The 19,880-nt window shown below is 67.4% G+C and carries 21 protein-coding genes; 8 read left to right on the top strand and 13 right to left on the bottom strand.

All coding sequences use genetic code 11. The annotated features are described in order from the left end of the window. Positions 1-50: 50 nt before the first annotated feature. Both JKL49_RS12035 and JKL49_RS12030 read left to right on the top strand, forming a co-directional pair. Positions 51-1,274 carry a CoA transferase gene (locus JKL49_RS12035; RefSeq protein ID WP_215340842.1) on the top strand — a complete coding sequence of 408 codons (1,224 nt, stop codon included), beginning with the start codon at positions 51-53 and terminating at the stop codon, positions 1,272-1,274. Then, entirely contained in the window at positions 1,271-2,050 is a 780-nt protein-coding gene (locus JKL49_RS12030) for an enoyl-CoA hydratase/isomerase family protein (protein ID WP_215340841.1), read from the top strand. Before JKL49_RS12035 ends, JKL49_RS12030 begins: the two co-directional genes overlap by 4 nt. Here the strand turns inward: JKL49_RS12030 and JKL49_RS12025 are convergent. Continuing rightward, positions 2,047-2,241, bottom strand: coding sequence for a hypothetical protein (locus JKL49_RS12025; protein ID WP_215340840.1), 195 nt, complete (start codon positions 2,239-2,241; stop codon positions 2,047-2,049). The genes JKL49_RS12030 and JKL49_RS12025 overlap by 4 nt on opposite strands. 117 nt (positions 2,242-2,358) lie before the next feature. Next, entirely contained in the window at positions 2,359-3,384 is a 1,026-nt protein-coding gene (purM, locus tag JKL49_RS12020) for a phosphoribosylformylglycinamidine cyclo-ligase (protein ID WP_215340839.1), read from the bottom strand. 71 nt (positions 3,385-3,455) lie between these two features. Between purM and rnd the strand changes: the two genes are divergently transcribed. Both rnd and JKL49_RS12010 read left to right on the top strand, forming a co-directional pair. Beyond that, complete coding sequence (rnd, locus tag JKL49_RS12015; protein ID WP_215340838.1) at positions 3,456-4,634, top strand: ribonuclease D; 1,179 nt, start codon at positions 3,456-3,458, stop codon at positions 4,632-4,634. Beyond that, positions 4,634-5,032 carry a YccF domain-containing protein gene (locus JKL49_RS12010; protein WP_215340837.1) on the top strand — a complete coding sequence of 133 codons (399 nt, stop codon included), beginning with the start codon at positions 4,634-4,636 and terminating at the stop codon, positions 5,030-5,032. Before rnd ends, JKL49_RS12010 begins: the two co-directional genes overlap by 1 nt. A gap of 399 nt (positions 5,033-5,431) precedes the next feature. On the opposite strand, the gene JKL49_RS12005 is transcribed toward JKL49_RS12010, so the two are convergent. The 4 genes from JKL49_RS12005 to JKL49_RS11990 form a co-directional block, all read right to left on the bottom strand. After that, on the bottom strand, positions 5,432-6,418 hold the full coding sequence (locus tag JKL49_RS12005) for an NAD(P)-dependent oxidoreductase (RefSeq protein WP_215340836.1): 987 nt from the start codon (positions 6,416-6,418) through the stop codon (positions 5,432-5,434). 2 nt (positions 6,419-6,420) lie between these two features. Beyond that, complete coding sequence (locus JKL49_RS12000; protein WP_215340835.1) at positions 6,421-7,914, bottom strand: Ppx/GppA phosphatase family protein; 1,494 nt, start codon at positions 7,912-7,914, stop codon at positions 6,421-6,423. Then, entirely contained in the window at positions 7,895-10,102 is a 2,208-nt protein-coding gene (locus JKL49_RS11995) for an RNA degradosome polyphosphate kinase (RefSeq protein WP_215340834.1), read from the bottom strand. Before JKL49_RS11995 ends, JKL49_RS12000 begins: the two co-directional genes overlap by 20 nt. A gap of 63 nt (positions 10,103-10,165) precedes the next feature. Then, positions 10,166-10,837 carry a P-loop NTPase family protein gene (locus JKL49_RS11990; protein WP_347340377.1) on the bottom strand — a complete coding sequence of 224 codons (672 nt, stop codon included), beginning with the start codon at positions 10,835-10,837 and terminating at the stop codon, positions 10,166-10,168. Between the two features lie 269 nt (positions 10,838-11,106). Between JKL49_RS11990 and JKL49_RS11985 the strand changes: the two genes are divergently transcribed. Beyond that, entirely contained in the window at positions 11,107-13,401 is a 2,295-nt protein-coding gene (locus JKL49_RS11985; RefSeq protein ID WP_215340833.1) for a TonB-dependent receptor, read from the top strand. A 93-nt stretch (positions 13,402-13,494) separates the two neighbouring features. Here JKL49_RS11985 and JKL49_RS11980 read toward each other — a convergent pair whose 3' ends face one another. Then, positions 13,495-14,256 (bottom strand): arginyltransferase, encoded by a 762-nt coding sequence (locus JKL49_RS11980; protein WP_215340832.1) that lies wholly within the window; start codon positions 14,254-14,256, stop codon positions 13,495-13,497. 86 nt (positions 14,257-14,342) lie between these two features. Beyond that, positions 14,343-15,245, bottom strand: a complete 903-nt coding sequence (locus JKL49_RS11975; RefSeq protein WP_215340831.1) for a flagellar motor protein MotB — start codon at positions 15,243-15,245, stop codon at positions 14,343-14,345. Between the two features lie 87 nt (positions 15,246-15,332). Here JKL49_RS11975 and JKL49_RS11970 point away from each other — a divergent pair, with 87 nt between their 5' ends. Further along, positions 15,333-16,190, top strand: a complete 858-nt coding sequence (locus JKL49_RS11970) for an NAD(P)-dependent oxidoreductase (RefSeq protein WP_215340830.1) — start codon at positions 15,333-15,335, stop codon at positions 16,188-16,190. Next, positions 16,187-16,708 (top strand): GNAT family N-acetyltransferase, encoded by a 522-nt coding sequence (locus JKL49_RS11965; RefSeq protein WP_215340829.1) that lies wholly within the window; start codon positions 16,187-16,189, stop codon positions 16,706-16,708. The genes JKL49_RS11970 and JKL49_RS11965 overlap by 4 nt, the downstream gene beginning before the upstream one ends. Here the strand turns inward: JKL49_RS11965 and JKL49_RS11960 are convergent. Next, entirely contained in the window at positions 16,705-17,040 is a 336-nt protein-coding gene (locus tag JKL49_RS11960) for a hypothetical protein (protein ID WP_215340828.1), read from the bottom strand. The two genes, JKL49_RS11965 and JKL49_RS11960, sit on opposite strands and share 4 nt — an antisense overlap. Before the next feature lie 108 nt (positions 17,041-17,148). Between JKL49_RS11960 and JKL49_RS11955 the strand changes: the two genes are divergently transcribed. Then, positions 17,149-17,655 (top strand): GNAT family N-acetyltransferase, encoded by a 507-nt coding sequence (locus tag JKL49_RS11955; RefSeq protein WP_249778253.1) that lies wholly within the window; start codon positions 17,149-17,151, stop codon positions 17,653-17,655. Here the strand turns inward: JKL49_RS11955 and JKL49_RS11950 are convergent. The 4 genes from JKL49_RS11950 to JKL49_RS11935 are packed head-to-tail and all read right to left on the bottom strand — an operon-like array spanning position 17,652 to position 19,880. Then, positions 17,652-17,978 (bottom strand): hypothetical protein, encoded by a 327-nt coding sequence (locus JKL49_RS11950; RefSeq protein WP_215340826.1) that lies wholly within the window; start codon positions 17,976-17,978, stop codon positions 17,652-17,654. The genes JKL49_RS11955 and JKL49_RS11950 overlap by 4 nt on opposite strands. Before the next feature lie 12 nt (positions 17,979-17,990). Further along, positions 17,991-18,377, bottom strand: a complete 387-nt coding sequence (locus tag JKL49_RS11945; RefSeq protein WP_215340825.1) for an NUDIX hydrolase — start codon at positions 18,375-18,377, stop codon at positions 17,991-17,993. Continuing rightward, the gene (hemB, locus tag JKL49_RS11940) at positions 18,374-19,390 is read right to left on the bottom strand and encodes a porphobilinogen synthase (RefSeq protein ID WP_215340824.1); all 1,017 of its coding nucleotides are present in this window, start codon (positions 19,388-19,390) and stop codon (positions 18,374-18,376) included. The genes JKL49_RS11945 and hemB overlap by 4 nt, the downstream gene beginning before the upstream one ends. Before the next feature lie 10 nt (positions 19,391-19,400). After that, positions 19,401-19,880 (bottom strand): hypothetical protein, encoded by a 480-nt coding sequence (locus JKL49_RS11935; RefSeq protein WP_215340823.1) that lies wholly within the window; start codon positions 19,878-19,880, stop codon positions 19,401-19,403.

The following is a 19,880-nucleotide window of genomic DNA, read 5'->3' as shown; positions in this document are numbered from 1 at the left end:
CCGTGACCTATGACCTGGATCCCGGCCTTCGCCGGGACGAGCGGTAGAGCATGTACGATCTGCTGAAGGGCCTGCGGGTGGTGGAGGGCTCGGCCTTCGTGGCGGGGCCGACCTGCGGGCTGTACCTGGCCCAGATGGGCGCGCAGGTGATCCGCTTCGACAATATCGGCGGCGGGCCCGATTTCCGCCGTTGGCCGCTCTCCGAGGGGGGCGACAGCCTCTACTGGGAGGGGCTGAACAAGGGCAAGCTGTCGGTCGCCTTGGACCTGGCCCGACCCGAGGGCCGCGAACTGGCCCAGCGGCTGGCGGCCGCGCCGGGCGACGATGGCGGGCTGTTCGTCACCAACTTCCCGGTGGACGGTTTCCTGTCTTACGAAAAGCTGAGTGCGCTCCGCTCGGACCTGATCTGCGTGCGGGTGATGGGCTGGGCCGACGGGTCTCAGGGCATGGACTACACCATCAACTCGGCGCTGGGCCTGCCGCTGATGACCGGGCCGGTGGGGGACGAGCGGCCCGTGAACCACGTGCTGGCGGCCTGGGACCTGCTGACCGGGGCCTATTGCGCCTTCTCCCTGGTCTCAGCCCTGCTGGCCCGGATGCGCGGGCAGGGCGGCCGCGAGATTCGCGCGCCGTTGTCGGACATCGGGGCCGCCACCATGGCCAATCTTGGCTTCACCGCCGAGACAATGCTGGCCGGCCATCAGCGGCCGCGGATGGGCAACGACATCTATGGCGCGTTCGGCCGCGACTTCACGACGAAGGACGGCCAGAAGCTGATGCTGCTGGCCATCACGCCCAAGCAGTGGAGCAAGGCGCTGGAGACCCTGGGCATCGTGGCCGAGGCCGCCGCCGTCGAGGCCGAGCTGGGGGTGTCCTTCGCGACCGACGAGGGGCTGAGGTTCACCCACAGGGCCAAACTCTATCCGCTGTTCGAGCGGGCCTTCGCCGCGAAGACGGCCGCCGAGCTGACGCCCGCCTTCGATGCCGGCGGGGTGACCTGGGGCGCCTACCAGACCCTGGAGGCGGCGCTGGAGGACCCGCGCCTCTTTAAGGCCAATCCGGTGTTCCAGGATGTGGCTCACCCCAGCGGGCTGAGCTATCCGGCGCCAGGGGCCATGGCCACGATTCCACAGGACGCGCGCGGCGACGTGAAGCCGGCGCCGAAGCTCGGTCAGCATACCGACGAGGTGCTGGCCGAGGTTTTGCGCATGTCGAGCGGCGAGATCGCCCGGCTGCATGACGCGAAGATCGTCGCCGGACCGGAGGGCAAATGAACCAGACCATCGCCGTTGAGGAGACAGCCCCAGGCCTGCTGGTGGTCACCCTGTCGCGGCCCGAGGCGGCCAATTCGCTGAACACCGCCATGGGCCGCGAACTGCTGGCCCTGTGGATGCGGATCATAGGTGACGAGCAGGTGCGCGCCGTGGTGCTGACCGGGGCGGGACGGTTCTTCTGCGCCGGCGCGGACCTCAAGGAGCGCGACGGCATGACCGATGCGGCCTGGGGCGCGCAGCACAGGCTGTTTGAGGACATGATCCGCGCACAGCTGGCCTGTCCCTTCCCGGTGATCGCGGCGGTCAATGGCGCAGCCATGGGCGGCGGGGCGGAGATGGCGCTGGCCTGCGACTTCGCCTGGGCCTCGGAGACGGCGCGGATGGGGCTCCCGGAGGCCGGGCTGGGGATCATCCCGGGCCTGGGCGGCACCCAGCTGCTGACCCGGGCGGTGGGCGAACGGCGGGCGGCGGAATTGCTGATGAGCGGTGCGCCCGTCGATGCGGCCGAGGCTCTGGCGGTGGGGATCGTCAACCGGGTGTGCGCACCCGAGGAGCTTCTGCCCAAGGTGCTGGAGCGCGCGGCCCTGATCGCGTCGAAGGCGCCGTTGTCGGTGCGGGCCTTGAAACGGGTGGTGCGGGGCGGAGCCGTGCTGCCGCTGGACGAGGCCATGGCGCTGGAGTTGGAGGCCTACAACCATCTCTTCACCACCGAAGATCGGCGGGAGGGTGTGGCGTCTTTCAACCAGAAGCGGACGCCGAGCTTCCGGGGGGTCTAGCGGGCGCCCGGGCGATGGATCTGGCTGTCGCGCAAGAAGGGCGAGTGCAGGCGTTCGTAGCTGGCGAGGTCAGCCCCGCTGATCAGGGCGTCAATCAAAGCCGACCCGCGCAGACCGGCGGGCGGCAAGCCGCCCTTCAGGGCCTGCCAGAGGTCACGCGCCTCCTGGTCGATCTGTTGTTCGCGGGTCATCACATCCTCAATTCCTGGTAGGGGTAAGACCCAGGGACGAGGATGGGTTCCGAAAAAGATCCTTTATTTCCCGTAACTTGTCGTTAACCCGACAGTTGTGTGGCCAGATGGAGGCGCCTAGGCCGCGGCCAGCTCGCCACAGACGAAGGCGTCCTCGCCGGCCGCCAGCAGGCCCTCCAGCACGGCGGGCGCATCGCCGGGGCTCACGATCAGGATCAGGCCGACGCCGCAGTTGAAGGTGCGGCGCAGTTCGTGGTCCGACACCCCGCCGACCTGCTGCATCCAGGCGAAGACCGGGGGCAGGGGCCAGGCATTCCAGTCGAACTTTGCTTCCAGCCCCGGCGCCACGGCGCGGGGTGGGTTCTCGATCAGGCCGCCGCCGGTGATGTGGGCGCAGCCCTTGATGAGGCCGGCCTTGATCTGCGGCAGGACGCTCTTGATGTAGATGCGGGTGGGGGCCATCAGCGCCTCCGCCAAGGTCTGGCCCTGCGCGAAGGGGGCCGGGGCGTCCCAGGCCAGGCCGGACCGCTCGACGATGCGGCGGACCATTGAATAGCCGTTGGAGTGCGGGCCGCTGGAGGAGAGGCCGATCACCAGGTCGCCGGCCTGCTGGTCGTCCAGCCGCGGCAGCACCGCGCCACGCTCGACGGCGCCGACGGAGAAGCCGGCCAGGTCATAGTCGCCCTCGCCGTACATGCCGGGCATTTCGGCGGTCTCGCCGCCTACCAGAGCCGCGCCGGCCTGGCGGCAGCCCTCGGCGATGCCGCTTACCACGCGGGTGGCTTCGGCGACGTTCAGCTTGCCGGTAGCGAAATAGTCCAGGAACAGCAGGGGCTCGGCCCCCTGGGCCAGCAGGTCGTTGACGCACATGGCCACCAGGTCGATGCCGACGGTGTCGTGCATGCCGGTGTCGATGGCCACCTTGAGCTTGGTGCCCACGCCATCGGTGGTGGAGACCAGCAGGGGATCGGCATAACCGGCGGCCTTCAGGTCGAACAGGGCCCCGAATCCGCCCAGGGCGGCGTCCGCGCCGGGGCGGCGGGTGGCCTTGGCCAGGGGCTTGATGGCCTCGATCAGGGCGTTACCCGCGTCGATGTCAACGCCAGCTTGGGCATAGGTGAGGCCGTTCGGAAGATCGGTCATGAAGAAATAGGCCTCAAGAAATTCGCCACCGGGGTTGCAGACTCGGGCGTGCGCGGGGCTATAGCTAATTGATGACGCCGATTACAACCACCGCCGAACTGGCGGCGTACTGTGACAAAATCAAAGGCCAGCCTTTCGTCGCCGTGGACACCGAGTTCATGCGCGAGACGACCTACTGGCCCAAGCTCTGTCTGATCCAGGCCGCCGCCCCCAACGCCGAGTGCGTTATCGATCCCCTGGCCGAGGGCCTGGACCTGGAACCGTTCCTGGAGATCCTTCGCGATGAGAGCATCGAGAAGGTGTTCCACGCGGCCCGTCAGGATGTTGAAATTTTCAATAATCTCAAGGCGATGCCCAAGCCTCTTTTCGACACGCAAGTGGCTGGGATGGCGGCGGGCTATGGCGAGCAGATCGCATATGACGCCCTAGTCCGGCAGATGCTGAAGATCGAGTTGGACAAGTCCAGCCGCTTCACTGACTGGGCCCGGAGGCCGCTTTCCGAGGCCCAGCTGACCTATGCCCTGGCCGACGTGACCCACCTTGCGGCGCTGTATCCGATGCTCAAGGCGCGGCTGGAAAAAGAAGGCCGGCTGGCCTGGGTGCACGACGAGATGCAGAACCTCTGCGATCCCGCCATCTACGACGTGGAGCCGGAGAACGCCTGGAAGCGGCTGAAGCCGCGCCGGCATACCTCGAAATACCTCGCCGTCTACAAGGCCGTCGCCGCCTGGCGCGAGCGCACCGCCCAGCAGCGCGACCAGCCGCGTGGTCGCATCCTGAAGGACGAGGCCATCGACGAACTGGCGACCCAGGCGCCGACGGACGCCGGCGCCATCGACCGGATGAGGTCGGTGCCCAAGGGATTTTCCGGCTCACGCTTCGGCCCGGACCTGCTGGACGCCATCAAGGAAGCCTTGAAGGACCCGGACGCCTACGCCCCGGTGATCGAGCGCAGCAAGGTTTCCGCCTCGCCGGCCGCCGGCGCCGTGGTGGAGTTGCTGAAGGTGTTGCTGAAGGCGCGGGCCGAAGACTCCGGCGTGGCGTCGAAGCTGATCGCCACGGTCTCGGATCTGGAACAGATCGCCAATGACGACAACGCCAAGACCCCGGCCCTCGTCGGCTGGCGCCGCGAGGCGTTCGGCGAGGACGCCCTGAAGCTGAAGCGCGGCGAACTGGCCCTGGTGCTGGACGGAACCCGGGTGCGGGTGGTCGAGGTGCGACGCGCGCCCAAGGCCAACGCGGCGGAATAATGCTGCGCCTGATCCTCAACATCCTCTGGTTCGTGCTGGGCGGGTTCGTCTCGGCCCTGCTGTGGATGCTGTCGGGCGTGCTGCTGGCGATCACCATCGTGGGCCTGCCCTGGGCCTTCGCCGCCTTTCGGATCGCCGGGTTCAGCGCCTGGCCCTTCGGGCGGCAGGTGGTGGCGCGCGACCTGCACAGCGGACGCGAGGATCTGGGCACTGGGCCGCTTGGCTTTGTAATGAACGTGGTTTGGTTTGTTCTGGGCGGCTGGTACCTGGCCCTGCATCACCTGGTGCTGGCCTTCGGCCTTGCGATCACCATCATCGGCATCCCCTTCGCCCTGCAGCACGTCAAGCTGGCGGTGATCTCGCTGGCCCCGGTCGGCAAGCAGGTCGTCGAGGCCTGATCTTCAAGAAACGGTGGATTGTTCGTACGCCTTGCGGCGTCGCGGCTTGCTGATCGCGTTCCACAAATCCCCCACCGCTTATGCACCGACTGCCCACCGAGCCTGCGGAAACGACGCTTGCCGGATCTGCGGGATGGGCACACCGTCATGAGGCCGAGAGGGACTGCGGCGCGGGGGACCCGGGAAACCGGATCGCCAGGCGGGCAGGAGGTTCCAGGCAAGGGGCTGACGGGGCGACCCGACAGCGACCAGTCCGGACCGGTCGAAGGGAAGCGGCGCAGGGCGACCTGCAAAGCGACGCGACGACCGACCTTGGAGGCGCAGCTCCCGCAAGGGATCTGGATGAGAGGGCGGCATGTCGGGCAACCGACGTGTCGCCCTCTTGCTATGGGCGCTCCCCTAGAGTCCCACCTCGGCGGGGGAGGCCTCGTTGATCAGCGGCTCGCCGGACAAGAAGCGCTTCAGGTTGTCGACGAACAACTGATCGCCGCGCGCCGGGGTGCCCTGGCCCGAGTTGGAGGTGTGGGCGCTGATCCGCACCTTGGGGTGCTCCCACATCCAGTTGTCGGCGGGCAGGGGCTCCACCTGGAAGACGTCCAGCACGGCGTAGCCGGGCTTGCCGGCGTCCAGGCCGCGCTTGAGGGCCTCCTCGTCCACAAGACCGCCGCGGCCTATATTGATCAGGATCGAGCCGGGCTTCATGGCGGCGAAGAAGGCGTCATTGGCCATGTCGCGGGTGTCGTCATTGAGGGCGCAGGCCAGGACCACGACATCGCTCTCCGGCAGGACCTGGGGCAGGCCGGCCATGGTGATCGTGGCGTCGGCCATCTCGGCCGGCTTGTCGCTATGGCGCACGACAGTCAGGTGCACGCCGAAGGCCTTGGCGCGTCGCGCGATCTCCGTGCCGATGGCGCCGGCGCCCACCAGGGTCCAGCGGGTCTGGCTGACCTCGCGATATGGCGTCGACTTCCATTCCTTCTTCGCCTGCAGATCCCGCTGGGCGGCGATGGGGGCGATGAGGGCGAGCGCGTGGGACAGGACGTATTCGGCGATGGCCACGGCCTGGGCGTTGCTCTTGGACAGCCGCACGCCCTTGGCCATCACCGACTTGAAGATCGGCGCGTCGATGCCGGCGTTGAAGGTCTGCATCCACTGGGTCTTCGAGCCCTTGAGGATTCGCCCCATCAGGGTCGGCAGCAGGCCGCCGCCATAGGCGTCCAGCGTGGTCCAGACGATCTCGGGATCGACCTCGTCGGGACTGATGTCCTGACCGCCCCGCTGGAAGCTCTCGGGCCCCGCCAGGGTGATGATGTCCAGGTCGCCGACGAAGGGGGCGATGCGGGTCTTCACGCGCTCATAGGCGGCGGCGGAGAGCAGGAGCTGCATGGTCAGGCCATTTCGAGTTTGAGTTTCAGCGCCTGGGCGAGCGTGGCGGCGCGTTTGGCGGTCTGTTCGCCCAGCAGCATGTCGCGCCAGGCAGGCTCAGCGATGAGGCTCAGGCGACCTCCGTCGATCACCAGGCGGGCGTGGGACAGCAGGGTGGCGTTGCGGCCAGAGAGGTCGCAGCCCAGGCGCACCGCTGCGCCCAGGGCGCGGGCCCGCTGGCGGCGTTCGGGGGACAGCACCTTGGCGATGGTGTCGGGCTCCGGTGTCGTGGGGGCGCTGGAATGGCGGGCGAAGGCGACGCAGGCCAGGAAGGCCCGCTCGGCATGGGTCATGCCGGCGATGGGCGCGCGCAGCACCTGGTCGAAGGCGAGGTCCGCGCGGTGATCGGGGTGCAGGCGTGCGCCGAGGTCGGCCAGGCGGCAGGCCGCGGCGGCGAGGATGGGATCCCGCTCGCCGAACACCGGCGGCAGCTGGGCGAAAGCCCGGGTCAGCCAGGTCTCCAGGGCCAGGCCCAGGTCGTGGGACAGGCCACGGACGGCGGTCAGGGCCTCGCAGCCCTCGATCAAGGGGTCGCGAGCGCGTTCCTCGGGCGACATGGCCTCCAGTAGCAAGCCCTCGCGCAGGCCATAGGCCGAGATCACCACCTTCTCGACCCCCATGCGCTCGATCAGGGCGTCCAGCACCAGGGCCGAATAGGGCAGGGTGTCGAACCGCTTCTTCGACAGGCCCTGAATGCGTTCCAGGGAGCCGCGGGACTGGCGGCTGACAAAGCGGGCGACATCCTGGGCGTCGGCGCGGGTCATCTCATACTGGTGGGCCACCCGCAGGGGATAGTCGGCCATGATCATGTGCAGCAGGGCGAGGTTGCGCCAGGCGCCGCCTACCGCCTGAAACTGAGGGGTGGCGAAGCGCTGGCCCAGCAGGGCCAGGGCGGCGTCGACGCGCTTGCGGGTCTTGTCCACGTCCAAGGGCCGTGGCGCGCCCAGGGAAAAGGGCCCGAGCGGCAGGGTGATCCCGTCGCCGGACTGGCCATTCTCCAGGCGGATGAGCTCCAGGCTGGAGCCGCCGAGGTCGCCCACCACGCCGTGGGCGTCGGGCTGGCCGGCGATCACGCCAAGGGCGGCGTAGCGGGCCTCTTCCTCGCCGGAGAGGATGCGGACCCGCAGGCCCGTCTCCTCCTGGACGCGGTCCAGGAAGTGCCGGCCATCGACGGCGTCGCGGGCCGCGGCGGTGGCCACCACCATGATTTCCGACGCGTTCAGGCCATCCAGCACGGCGCGGAACCGGCGCATGGCCGCCATCGCGGTCTCTATGCCGTCGGGAGACAGGCGGCCCGTGGTGGGCAGGTCACGGCCAAGGCCGGCCAGGGCCTTTTCGTTGAAGACCGTCCAGATCGCCCGGCCTTCCAGCCGGTAGATCACCAGACGGACGGAGTTCGAACCCAGGTCGATGACGGCGGCCTGGCGACCGGGTGAACTATCCGTGCGTGGCCACATGATCGATCGCGCGCGGCATGTCCTTCACCTTCTGCCCTCGGCCTGACAGGCTGGGATTGGTCATGAAGTACTCGTGCGCGGAGAAGGCGCCCGGGTGGTCCCACGACGGATCGCGGGTATAGCGGCCCTCGGCGTCCAGCGTCCAGCTTTGCGCTTCGTCCTTCAGGTTGGCGACCATGATCTGCTGCAGCACCTGCTGGTGCACCGTGGGGTTTTCCACCGGCGTCAGGCATTCCACCCGGCGGTCCAGGTTGCGCGGCATCCAGTCAGCCGAGGAAATGAAGACCCGGGTCTCGGCCGAGGGCATGGCCGCCCCGTTGGCGAAGGCCACGATGCGGGAGTGTTCCAGGAAGCGGCCGACGATGGACTTGACCCGGATGTTCTCCGACAGGCCCGCCACGCCCGGCCGCAGGCAGCAGATGCCGCGCACCACCAGGTCGATGGAGACCCCGGCCTGGCTGGCCTCATAAAGAGCGTCGATCAGCACCGGATCGACGATGGAGTTGAGCTTGCACCATATGGCGGCGGGTTTGCCGGCCCGGGCGTTCGCGACCTCGCGGCCGATCAGGGTCAGCAGGTCGTGCTTCATGGTGATGGGCGAGAAGGAGAGCTTCTCCAGCCGGTCGGGGGTGGCGTAGCCGGTGATGTAGTTGAACAGCCGGGCGCTGTCGCGGCCGAGCGCCGGGTCGGTGGTGAACAGCGACAGGTCGGTATAGATGCGCGCCGTGACCGGGTGGTAGTTGCCGGTGCCGAAGTGGCAGTAGGTGCGCAGGTTGTCGCCTTCCTTGCGGACCACCATCGAGAGCTTGGCGTGGGTCTTGTATTCCACGAAGCCGAAGACGACGTGGACCCCGGCGCGCTCCAGGTCGCGCGCCCATTTCAGGTTGGCCTCTTCGTCGAAGCGGGCCTTGATCTCCACCAGGGCGGTGACGTTCTTGCCGTTCTCGGCGGCCTCGATGAGGGCGGCCACGATGGGGCTGTCCGACGAGGTCCGGTAGAGGGTCTGCTTGATGGCCAGGACGTTGGGGTCGCGGGCCGCCTGACGCAGGAACTGCACCACCACGTCGAAGCTCTCGAAGGGATGGTGGACCAGGATGTCCTTCTCGCGGATGGCGGCGAAGCAGTCGCCGGCGTGGTCGCGGATACGCTCGGGGAAACGCGGCTCAAAGGCCTTGAACTTCAGGTCGGGGCGGTCAGGCTGGATCAACTGGTTCAGTTCGTCGAGGCCGAGCAGGCCGTCGATCATCAGGATATCGTCCTGCTGGGCGTGCAGGTTGGTGACGATGAAGGCTCGCAGATCCTGGGGCATGGCCTGTTCGATCTCGACGCGCACGACTGAGCCCAGGCGGCGCTGCTTCAGGCGCGCCTCGAACTCGCGCATCAGGTCCTCGGCCTCTTCCTCGATCTCGATGTCGCTGTCGCGGATCAGGCGGAAGACGCCCTGGGCCTCGGTCTCGCAGTCTGGGAACAGGTGGTCGAGGAACAGGGAGACCATGTTCTCCAGCGAGATGAACCGCCGTTCGGGCTTGCGCCGACGCGACGGGACGGCGGGCAGTTGCCAGAACCGGGCGACTTGGGCGGGGATCGGGACCAGGGCGTAGAGCAGACGGCCATCCGACTGCCGGCGCAGCTTCAGCGCCAGGCAAAAGGCCAGGTTCGGGATGAACGGGAAGGGGTGGGCCGGGTCGATGGCCAGCGGGGTCAGCACCGGGAACAGGCGGCTGACGAAGGTCTCTTCCAGGGCGGCCTTCTCGGCGGCGGTGACCTGTTGCGGTCCGATGACGTGCAGGCCCTCGCCGGTGAGTTCCTCACAGAGCTCGCGCCAGCGGGTCTGCTGGCCCGCCATCAGGTCGGCGGCTTCGGAGTTGACCCGCTCCAGCTGCTCGGCCGGGGTCAATCCGTCCTGGCTGACGACGCGGACGCCTTCGCGGACCTGGGCCTTCAGGCCGGCCACGCGGACCATGTAGAATTCGTCGAGGTTGTTGGCCGAGATGGACAGGAAGCGCAGGCGTTCCAGCAATGGGTGGCGGGCGTTCTGGCTCTCCCCCAGCACCCGCTCGTTGAAGGCCAGCCAGGAGAGCTCGCGGTTGAAGAACCGGGCCGGGGAATTCAGCAGATCGGCGTCCAGGCTGAGGGGGTCGCGCCCGATTTCGACACCGTCGGATCGCAGGGGCGCGGCATAGGTCATGGATCGACACTCTTCAGGCTGGAGATCGGACCTGTTCTGATCCAACCGACTTGAGGCTTCAAGTCATCCATCAAAAAGGTCAAGATTGTCCGTATCATCTTCAATAATCTGTCGCGCGAGCGCGCGGGAAATGGGCCGCTGTTCCTCGTCGGCGGCCTCATCCAGCTTCCTCACGATTTCACGCGCCGCCGGGATCGACCTTTCCATTCGCCGCAGCAGATAGGGGAAAACCTCCTTCGGCGGGCGAATGCTCCGCTCACGGAAGAATTTTCTCAGCACGCCTTCCAGAACCTGGTCGTCGGGCTCTTCGATGACGGCGACGGGCAGGGCGTTGAGGCGCGAGCGCAGGTCCGGCAGTTCGGCAGGCCAGGCGGTGGGCGCCAGCCGGGCGGTGAGCAGCAGGCTGCCGCCGTCATGGCCGGCCATGTTGATCAGATGGAACAGGGTCTCGGCGTCGATCCCCTGGTCGACATCCTCCACCAGAACCGGACGGCCGTTGGCCGCGGCGATGTCATTGGCGCCACGATCCAGCACGAGGGCGCGGGCCTGGGCCGCCCAACCCTGGGCCAAGTGAGTCTTTCCTGATCCCTCGTCGCCCACCAGCACCAGGCAGCCGCCATGCCAGGCGGGCCAGGCGTCCAGGGCCGCTATGGCCTGAGCGTTCGAGGGGCCATGGCTGAACTCGCGGCGCGCATAGGAGACGGGTCGCCTGAGGCTCAGGCGTAGTTGTCGCACTATGCGGCTCTTCGGGAGGGCGCGGTCACGGGTCGGGGTTTACCAACCCCAGGCGCTGCGGTCGATGAAGGGCCGGGCCTCATCTGGGGATCAAAAGTCTGCGCCTGTTGACAGCGGGGCGCCGCGAGGCGGGCAAACCGGTGCTGGTCTGTGCGCCGATCCAGCTATTGCCCAGTGAAATACCCAGCTTGACCATTTGTCGCTATTTCGTCCGTGGACCCTGGGCCAGCCTCTCCCCACACCAAGAACGGTGAGCTGGGGATAGCTCGATGAACATTCTGAATTTGCGCCGCTCGGCGCTGTTGTCTGGCGCGGCCGTTGCGGCGGTCTTGAGCGCGCCGACCTGGGCCCTGGCCCAGGCCTCTGGAACGGTGGAGGAGCTGGTTGTGACCGGCAGCCGGGTGTCGGAGGCCTCTGTGGCCATCGGCACGGACCAGGCCACGGCCACGGTCTCCATCACCCGCGAGGCGCTGTTGTCGGCCCCCGCCGGGGTGACCGGCCTGAAGATGCTGGAGTCCCTGCCGGGCTTCAACGTCCAGGCCAATGACGCGCTGGGCATGTACGAGTTCGGCAACTCGGTCTCGGTGCGGGCCTTCAACTTCCAGCAGATCGGCTTCCTGTTGGACAACATTCCCATGGGCCGCAGCGACCAGTTCGGCGGCAGCCCGATCTATCGCTATGTCGACAACGAGAACCTGCTGCGCGTCACCGCCTCGGCCGGGTCGGGGGACGTCGGCCTGCCCAGCTACGCCTCGCTTGGCCCCATCGTCAGCTACCTGACCCAGGTTCCGGACAAGGAATTCGGCGGCTTGCTGAGCCAGAGCCTGGGCAGCGACAACCTGCGCCGAACCTTCGCCCGCATCGACCTGGGCGAGCATGCCGGCCTATCGGGCTATGTCAGCGGCTCCTGGATCCACGGCGACCTGTGGCGTGGCCCCGGCGACATCGACCGCAAGCACTACGAGGCCAAACTGCGCTACGAGATCGGCGACGGCGCGATCACCTTCCAGACCGTCCACAACGACTATTTTGACTATGACTCCCCGTCGATCACCAAGGCGCAGTACGCCGGGAAGGCGGGGGACCTGTTCGGCCGTTCGGGGCGCAGCTTCGCCTATCTGGGCTATGTGCCGGTTCTGCCGGTGACCACGCCGGGCATCACCTACTCCAACAGCGCCTACAACCAGTACTACAAGCAGGCCATCAACAGCCGGCAGGACCACCTCTATGGCCTGACCTACGACACCCCCATCGGCGAAGCCCTGAAGCTGACGGTCGGCGCCTATTACGAGTCCAAGGAGGGCTACGGCGTCTCGCCGGAGGCCTATGCCACCTCGCTCACCAACTACAACAATGAGCGGCTGATCATTCCGGGCCTGTTCGCACCGCTAGGCCTGCAATACGGGCTCTCGACCGTGGACGGCACCCGCAAGGGGGCGACGGGCAAGCTGACCTGGAGCCTCGCCAATCACGACATCTCAGGCGGGGTCTGGGTGGAGAACGACGAGTATCACCGCACCCAGCAGCGCTATAATCAGGTGGGCGGCAGCCCCGACGGCGCGGCCCTGCTGAACCAGCCGGTCCACCTGCAGCGCAACTACGTCTCCACCCGTGACACCGTGGAGTTCTTCCTGAAGGACACCATCGGCCTCTTCGACGACCACCTGAAGATCGACCTGGGCTTCAAGAGCCTGAGCGTCGACTACAATATCGCCGGCTACCGCAATATCGGCGACTTCATCGGCAGCCGCCGCCCCTCCATCTCCAAGACCTGGGAGGACAGCTTCCTGCCGCAGGTCGGCGCGGTGTACGACGTTAACGGCCGCGATCAGGTCTTCGCGTCCTACTCTGAGAACATGGCCCTGCCGCGCGGGGCCGACGACATCTTCTCGGCCGCCAGCCCGCTGGCGCCCGGACCGGAGGCGGAGACCTCGACCAACTGGGAGATCGGTTACCGTGCCAACCGGCCCAGCTTCAACGCCTCGATCGTGGCCTATGAGACCAGCTTCGAGAACCGCCTGCAGCCCTTCGCCGCCGTGGTGCCGGGCTCGACGACGACGGAGACCTTCTACCAGAACGTCGGGGCGGTGAAGGCGCACGGGGCCGAGTTCAGCGGCCAGTGGAAGCCGGAGTTCCTAGGCGGGAAGGTCTATTTCAACTCCAACCTCAGCTACAATATCGCCGAGTTCCAGGACAACTTCGCCACCTTCGCCATCGCCGGAAAGCGGGTGCCCGACTTCCCCGAATGGCTGTGGACCGGCGGCGTCACCTTCGAGCCGGTCGAGGGGGCGGTGTTCAACCTCTCGGCCCGCCATATCAGCTCGCGTTTCACCAACTTCGTGAACAGCGAGGAGACCGATGGCTACACCATCTACAACGCCTATCTGGACCTGGGCGACGGGTTTGGGGCCGGGCCGTTCGAGCAGATCAAGGCGCGGGTGAACGTCGACAACATCCTGGACGAGGATTACCTGGGCACGGTCACCACCACGACCAACACCCCAGCCAGCTTCCGACCCGGGCCGCGCCGGACCATCCAGTTCACGATCTCGGCGGAGTTCTAGCCGCGGGCCAGATTGTCCCGGGCTGTGGCTGCCGACGGCCCGGGATAATGCTTCGTGACCGTGGAACGCGACGGGGTCGGCGTTGCGCGGCGGCTAGGCCTTGTCGACGGTCCGATCTCGCGCCGACATCAGGGACCAGCCCTCGGGGCGCAGCAGTTCGATGGGGGAAAAGCGGACCTTGTAGTCCATCTTTTCCGAGCCGCGGACCCAGTAGCCCAGATAGACATACGGCATGTCGGTGAGGCCGGCCTGGACCACGTGGTCCAGGATCACGAAGGAGCCCAGGCTGCGGCGGGCCAGGGTCGGGTCGTAGAAGCTGTAGACTAGGGACAGGCCGTCGCTCATCAGGTCGACGAGGGCGCAGGCGATCAGGTCGCCGGGGCCGCCGTCCTTGGAGCGCATCCGGTATTCGATGATGTGGGTGCGGACCGCGGTGTCCTCGACCATGGCGACGTAGTCGGGCCAGGTCATCTCCGCCATGCCGCCGTCGGCGTGGCGGGTCAGCAGGTAGCGGCGAAGCAGGTCGAACTGCTCCATGGTGGCCTCGGCCTCCACCAGGTGACGTTCGATGTCGTCGTTGCGGGCCAGGGTCTTTCGCTCCGAGCGCGAGAAGACGTAATCGGCCGTCGGGATCCGGGCCGACACGCAGGCCGAGCAGGCCTCGCAGGCGGGGCGGTAGGCGATGTTCTGGGAGCGGCGGAAGCCGACCTGGGTCAGCGAGTCGTTGACCGTGGCGCCGTCCGATAGGGGCAGGTGGGCGAAGACCTTCCGCTCATGACGTTCCGGCAGATAGGGACAGGGGCTCGGCGCCGTCAGGAAGAACCTGAGTTGTCGGGTCGGAAAATGTTGCGTCACGGACTTGCGATCGCTCTCGAACCACTGCGCCTGACCCGATTAGGCGTCATGCCGGTGGGTTGCGCAAGTGTTCCGAGAGTCACAGCCTAGAGCCCGTGATCCGGCGGCAGCACCGGGGCTTCCCGCAGCAGCACGATGGCGATGCGCCGATTGCCGGGCAGGGTCGGATCGTCCGGATACAGCGGTTCGGAATTGGCCTTGCCCGAGACCTGGTAGATGCGGTCCGCATCGACGCCGGAGCTTTGCAGGATACGGCGCGAGGCGTCGGCGCGGTTGGAGGACAGCGACCAGTCGGTGTCGGCCTTGCGGCCGTTCATGCTGGCCGAGGTGTGGCCCGAGATGCTGATGCGGTTGGGCAGCTGGTTGACGATCTTGGCCACGGCCCGCAGCAGCAGCTTGGCGCGGTCGTTGGGTTGGACCTGACCCTCGTTGAACAGCGAGCGGCCCTCCTGGTCCACCAACTGGATGCGCATGCCCTCGGGCGTCTGGTCGATGATGATGTTCTTCGAAAGCTCGGCCAGTTCCGGCATGTCCTGCAGCGACTGGCGCAGGGACTGGGCGGCTGACTGGAAGGCGGCCTCCTCGCGCTTCTCCAGCGCCTCCTTCATAGCCTCGCTGGACGCCTCGGCGTCGATGGCCTTGGCCGCGTCGGTGGCCTTGCCGTCGTTTGGGTTCTTCGATTCCGGCGACATCTCCTCAATGATCGCCATGGAGCCCGCGCCCTTGGCGCCGTCCTCACCCAGCGCCGTGCCGGCCAGGATGCCGCCGGAGCCGGAGGTGGTCTCCGACACGCTGGCCGGGGCGAAGTAGTCGGCGATGCCGCGCTTCTGTTCCGGGCTTGTGGTGTTGATCAGCCACATCAGCAGGAAGAAGGCCATCATCGCGGTCACGAAGTCCGCGTAGGCCACCTTCCACGCGCCACCATGGTGCGCGTGACCGCCGCCCTTCTTGATTTTCTTGATCAGGATAGGGGCTTCGCCGACAGCCATGATTCCAATCCGGTTAACGCTGATTCCAGCGCAAGGTGCGGCGGGGCTCGTTAAGATGGTGTTGAGTTTGTTCAGAAGGATTTGGGCATGAAGGTCGCATTCGTGGGCTTGGGCGTCATGGGCTTCCCGATGGCGGGGCACCTGGCCAAGGCTGGCCACGAGGTGGCGGTGTTCAACCGTAGTCCGGAGAAGGCGCAGGCCTGGGTTCAGACCCATGGCGGCCGCGCGGAGGCGACCGTCGCCGCGGCCGCTCAGGACGCCGAGATCGTCTTCCTCTGTGTCGGCAATGATGACGACGTCCGCGGCGTCGTGTCCCAGGCCCTGCCGGCCATGACGGCGGGCGGGATCATCGTCGACCACACCACCACCTCCGCCAAGGTCGCCCGCGAGATGGCCGATCTGGCGGCGGGGGGCGGCCGCGCCTTCGTCGACGCCCCGGTGTCCGGTGGCCAAGCGGGCGCCGAGAACGGTCAGCTCACCGTCATGTGCGGCGGGGTTCCCGCAGCCTATGGGCGGGCCGAGCCGGTGATCATGGCCTTCGCCAAGGCGGTGCGGCTGATGGGTGGCCCCGGCGCGGGCCAGCTCACCAAGATGGTCAACCAGATCGCCATCGCCGGCCTGGTCCAGGGCCTGGCCGAGGGCATGCACTTCGCCAAGCGCGCGGGCCTCGATCCCCTGGAGGTCTATGAGGCCATCTCCAAGGGCGCGGCCCAGTCCTGGCAGATGGACAATCGCTGGAAGACGATGGCGGAGGGCAAGTTCGACTTCGGCTTCGCCGTCGACTGGATGCGCAAGGATCTGGGCCTGGTGCTGGATGAGGCCGGCTCCAACGGCGCGAAGCTGGACGCCACGGCGCTGATCGACGGCTTCTATGGCGAGGTTCAGGAGATGGGCGGACGGCGCTGGGACACCTCCAGCCTGGTGGCCCGGCTCGAAAAGCCGTGATCCAGATCCGCCCTGCGCTGCTGCCGGATGACGCGGCCGGGATCGCGGCGCTCGACACCTCGGTGCAGACCACCAACGTCTTGGCGGCCAGCGCCGGGCCGCATGGAATCGTTCTGCGTAGCATCCCTCAGACGGTGACCAAGCGCTTTCCCCTCGACGACGTGGACGATCCCGAGCGCCCCTGGACCACCGCCTGGGTGGCGGTGGATGACGCGCAGATCGTCGGGTTCGCCGCCGTGGGCTTCCAGGCCTGGAACCGGCGGCTGGTGCTCTGGCACTTCTATGTGGACGCGAGCCGGCGGGGGCAGGGCCTTGGCCGAGCCTTGATGGAGGCGGTGCTGGCGGCGGCGATGGCGCGGGACGCCCGCCATATCTGGCTGGAGACCAGCAACCGGAACCCGCCCGGCGTGGCGGCCTATCAGGCCCTGGGGTTCTCGCTGAGCGGGCTCGATCTCACCCTCTATGACGGCACGCCGGCGGAGGGCGAGTTCGCGCTGTTCTTCAGCCGCGCGGTCTAGATCAGATCGTAGGCGAAGGTCAGGGCGATACCGGCCAGGATCACCAGTCCGATGACGAACAACAGGTCGGCGACGGTGGCGAACAGACGGCGGGACCTGGACAGGCGCGGCGTGCGGATGGCCAGGTAGGCGAAGAGCGCGCTGAAGGCGAACAGCACCGCGTTGCAGCCGGCGTACTGGTCCACATGGCTCAGCGCCCGGGTGGTCTCCACCACCTTCACCAGGCCGATCAGGGTGGCGCAGACCCCCACCATGCCGCCGGAGGTCGATAGGATGCGTTCCTGGAACTGATCGTCGCTGGCGGGCTGGATGGCATCGTTGTCGTCGGTCATGCTGGTGAGGTCTTCAGGAGGCCGGTGAGATTCGGCGTGGGCCGACATTCGGGCATCCGTGAGGCGCAAACGCCAGGGTTCTGACATGAGGAGGCCGCGGTGTCGGTGATGGTGCTGGAGACCGAGCGGCTGTTCCTGCGGCATCTGACGCCCGACGACGACGCCTTCATCCTCGAACTTCTCAACGAGCCCGGCTTCCTGGAAAACATCGGCGACCGCAAGGTGCGGACCCTGGAGGACGCCCGGCGCTATGTCGCCGACGGCCCGGCCGCCAGTTACGTCCAGAACGGCTTCGGACTCTGGTGGGTGGGACTGAAGGCGACGGCCGAGCCGGTGGGGATCTGCGGCCTGATCAAGCGCGACGTGCTGGACCATCCCGACATCGGCTACGCCTTCCTGGCCCGGTTCTCAGGTCGGGGATTCGCCTCGGAGGCGGCGGCCGCCGTCCTGGCCTACGGCCGCAAGGCGCTCGGCCTAAGCCGCATCGTGGCCATCACCAAGCCGGACAATGACGGCTCGATCCGGGTGCTGGAGAAGATTGGGCTGCGCTACGAGGGCATGGTGACCTTGTCCGATCACGGCGGCGACAGCCGCTACTTCATCTCCGACGTCTAGCGGTTCACCCAGCCGCTGGGTTCGCCGCCGGCGACCTCGACCGCCTTGGTCTTCTTGTCCATGGCGCAGGCGTACTTCACCGCAACGCCGCCCTTGGTCTTGCCGGAGAGGATGGCCATGCCGAAGCTCTGGCTGCCGAAGGCCGAGACCGAAACCGTCCAGGTCTTCACGCCGGAATCCTTGGTCGCCGCAGCCTTGCACCGGGTCGCCACCTCCTTCTGCATCTCCGCCCAGGCGTCGTCGGAACTGGCGGAGGCCGAGGCGGCCATCGAGAGGGCGAGCACGCCGCCCACCAGGGCTGAGCGGAGGAGGGCGTTCGTCATGGTCGTCTCCATCTAGAGTCGAGGCAGAACCTGGGTTTCCAGCAGGGGCGCGAGGCGCACCGTAGCCTGGGCCCGCGGGTCGATCCACAGCAGTTCGGCGATCTCGGCCTGGGCCGCGACCTCGCCGCGGATCGTGGCGTGGTAGATCGCGCCCTCGACCTGGATGTCGGGCTCATTGGCGGCCGGTGCGGTGAAGACGCCGAGCGCACGGCTTTCCACCAGAACGCAGCCCAGCTCCTCGGCCAGTTCGCGGGCCAGGGCTGTGACGTCGTCCTCGCCCGGATCGCGCTTGCCGCCGGGCAGCATGAAAGCCGTCGTGCCGGCCTTGCGGACGGTGAGCAGCCGACCTTCGACGTCGCGGATGACTCCCGCGACGATGCTGATCAGCGGCCTGGTCACGCGCCCATCAGCCGCGCGGCGACGGGGGCGAAGTAGCTGATGACGCCCGCGGCGCCCGCGCGCTTGAAGGCGCCGAGGCTCTCCAGGATGGCGCGCTCCTCGTCCAGCCAACCGTTCTGGGTGGCGGCCTTGATCATCGCGTACTCACCGGAGACCTGGAAGGCGAAGGTGGGCATGGCGAAGGTCTCCACCACGCGCTGGACGATATCCAGATAGGGCATGCCCGGCTTGACCATGACCATGTCGGCGCCCTCGGCGATGTCGAGGGCCACTTCGCGCAGGGCCTCGTCGGAGTTGGCGAAGTCCATCTGGTAGGTCTTCTTGTCGCCGGGGTTGTCCACCGACCCGGTCCCGAGCTTGCCCGAGCCGATCGCCTCGCGGTATGGGCCATAGAAGGCCGAGGCGTACTTGGCGGCGTAGGACATGATCATAACATCCTGAAGTCCGGCGCTTTCCAAGGCTGTTCTTAAGGCGCCGCAGCGGCCGTCCATCATGTCCGAGGGCGCCAGGATGTCGGCGCCGGCTTGCGCCTGCATGATCCCCTGGCGCACCAGGGTCTCGATGGTGGGGTCGTTGAGGATGCGGCCGTTCTCGATCAGGCCGTCGTGGCCGTGGTCGGTGAAGGGATCGAGCGCCACATCGCACATGATCCCGACCTCGGGGGCGGCGTCCTTCATGGCCTTGACCGCCGTGGCCACCAGGCCGTTGGGGTCGTGGGCCAGGGTGCCGGTGGCGTCCTTCTTGGCGCCGTCGATGTGGGGGAAGACCGCGATGGCCGGGATGCCAAGCTTGCGGGCCTCGACCGCGGCCTGGGCGCAGCCCTTCACCGACAGGCGCGAAACGCCGGGCATGGAGCCCACCGGGATCTCGCCCTCGCCCTCGTGCACCACCATCGACCAGATCAGGTCGGCCGGGGTCAGGACGCTTTCACGGACCAGGCGGCGGACCCAGTCGGCTTGACGCAGGCGGCGCAGGCGCAGGGCGGGATAGGCGGCGAGATGGGCGTTTTTCATGAGCGGCTATCTAGGCCGGGTGGGAGGTCAGGCCAATCCCTCGCGCTGAAACCAGGCGGATAAAGCCGATGGCGGGCGCGGCGATCAGCCAGAGGCCGGCCAGCAGCGACAGCACGACGGCGGCCACCAGCAGGCTGACGATCCGCCCGTCTATGACCATGCGGGAGAGATCGATGTTGATGTTGGAAAACCCGTCCCAGCCGTTGACCCGGGTGAACTCCATCAGCTCGCCGACCCCGCTGATCAGCGCCCCCAGGCCGCAGGCTCCGGCGGCCATGGTCAGTGCGAAGGCCACCCAGAAAATCTTGATCTGGAAATCGTGGTGCGAGCGGAGGGCGGGCGGGGCTTCGTCGCGCTGCGAATAGGCGATGATCACCGCGATCAATGCCGGGACGCCGGCGAAGAAGATGGCCGCAAACAGCAGGCCGTAGTTCACCAGGGCGAGGTTTCGCGCCGCCTCGGGGCCGCGTCCCATCAACTGATCGGTCAT

Source organism: Phenylobacterium glaciei (assembly GCF_016772415.1).
In the GTDB taxonomy this organism is placed as follows: domain Bacteria; phylum Pseudomonadota; class Alphaproteobacteria; order Caulobacterales; family Caulobacteraceae; genus Phenylobacterium; species Phenylobacterium glaciei.
The sequence above is the reverse complement of the archived record's forward strand: the minus strand, read 5'-3'. Positions and strand labels throughout refer to the sequence as shown.

Coding starts and splice junctions, on each gene's coding strand:
- JKL49_RS12035 (WP_215340842.1), top strand. CDS start 51: ATGTACGATCTGCTGAAGGGCCTGCGGGTGGTGGAGGGCTCGGCCTTC.
- JKL49_RS12030 (WP_215340841.1), top strand. CDS start 1,271: ATGAACCAGACCATCGCCGTTGAGGAGACAGCCCCAGGCCTGCTGGTG.
- JKL49_RS12025 (WP_215340840.1), bottom strand. CDS start 2,241: ATGACCCGCGAACAACAGATCGACCAGGAGGCGCGTGACCTCTGGCAG.
- purM (WP_215340839.1), bottom strand. CDS start 3,384: ATGACCGATCTTCCGAACGGCCTCACCTATGCCCAAGCTGGCGTTGAC.
- rnd (WP_215340838.1), top strand. CDS start 3,456: ATGACGCCGATTACAACCACCGCCGAACTGGCGGCGTACTGTGACAAA.
- JKL49_RS12010 (WP_215340837.1), top strand. CDS start 4,634: ATGCTGCGCCTGATCCTCAACATCCTCTGGTTCGTGCTGGGCGGGTTC.
- JKL49_RS12005 (WP_215340836.1), bottom strand. CDS start 6,418: ATGCAGCTCCTGCTCTCCGCCGCCGCCTATGAGCGCGTGAAGACCCGC.
- JKL49_RS12000 (WP_215340835.1), bottom strand. CDS start 7,914: ATGTGGCCACGCACGGATAGTTCACCCGGTCGCCAGGCCGCCGTCATC.
- JKL49_RS11995 (WP_215340834.1), bottom strand. CDS start 10,102: ATGACCTATGCCGCGCCCCTGCGATCCGACGGTGTCGAAATCGGGCGC.
- JKL49_RS11985 (WP_215340833.1), top strand. CDS start 11,107: ATGAACATTCTGAATTTGCGCCGCTCGGCGCTGTTGTCTGGCGCGGCC.
- JKL49_RS11975 (WP_215340831.1), bottom strand. CDS start 15,245: ATGGCTGTCGGCGAAGCCCCTATCCTGATCAAGAAAATCAAGAAGGGC.
- JKL49_RS11970 (WP_215340830.1), top strand. CDS start 15,333: ATGAAGGTCGCATTCGTGGGCTTGGGCGTCATGGGCTTCCCGATGGCG.
- JKL49_RS11960 (WP_215340828.1), bottom strand. CDS start 17,040: ATGACCGACGACAACGATGCCATCCAGCCCGCCAGCGACGATCAGTTC.
- JKL49_RS11955 (WP_249778253.1), top strand. CDS start 17,149: ATGGTGCTGGAGACCGAGCGGCTGTTCCTGCGGCATCTGACGCCCGAC.
- JKL49_RS11950 (WP_215340826.1), bottom strand. CDS start 17,978: ATGACGAACGCCCTCCTCCGCTCAGCCCTGGTGGGCGGCGTGCTCGCC.
- hemB (WP_215340824.1), bottom strand. CDS start 19,390: ATGAAAAACGCCCATCTCGCCGCCTATCCCGCCCTGCGCCTGCGCCGC.
- JKL49_RS11935 (WP_215340823.1), bottom strand. CDS start 19,880: ATGACCGATCAGTTGATGGGACGCGGCCCCGAGGCGGCGCGAAACCTC.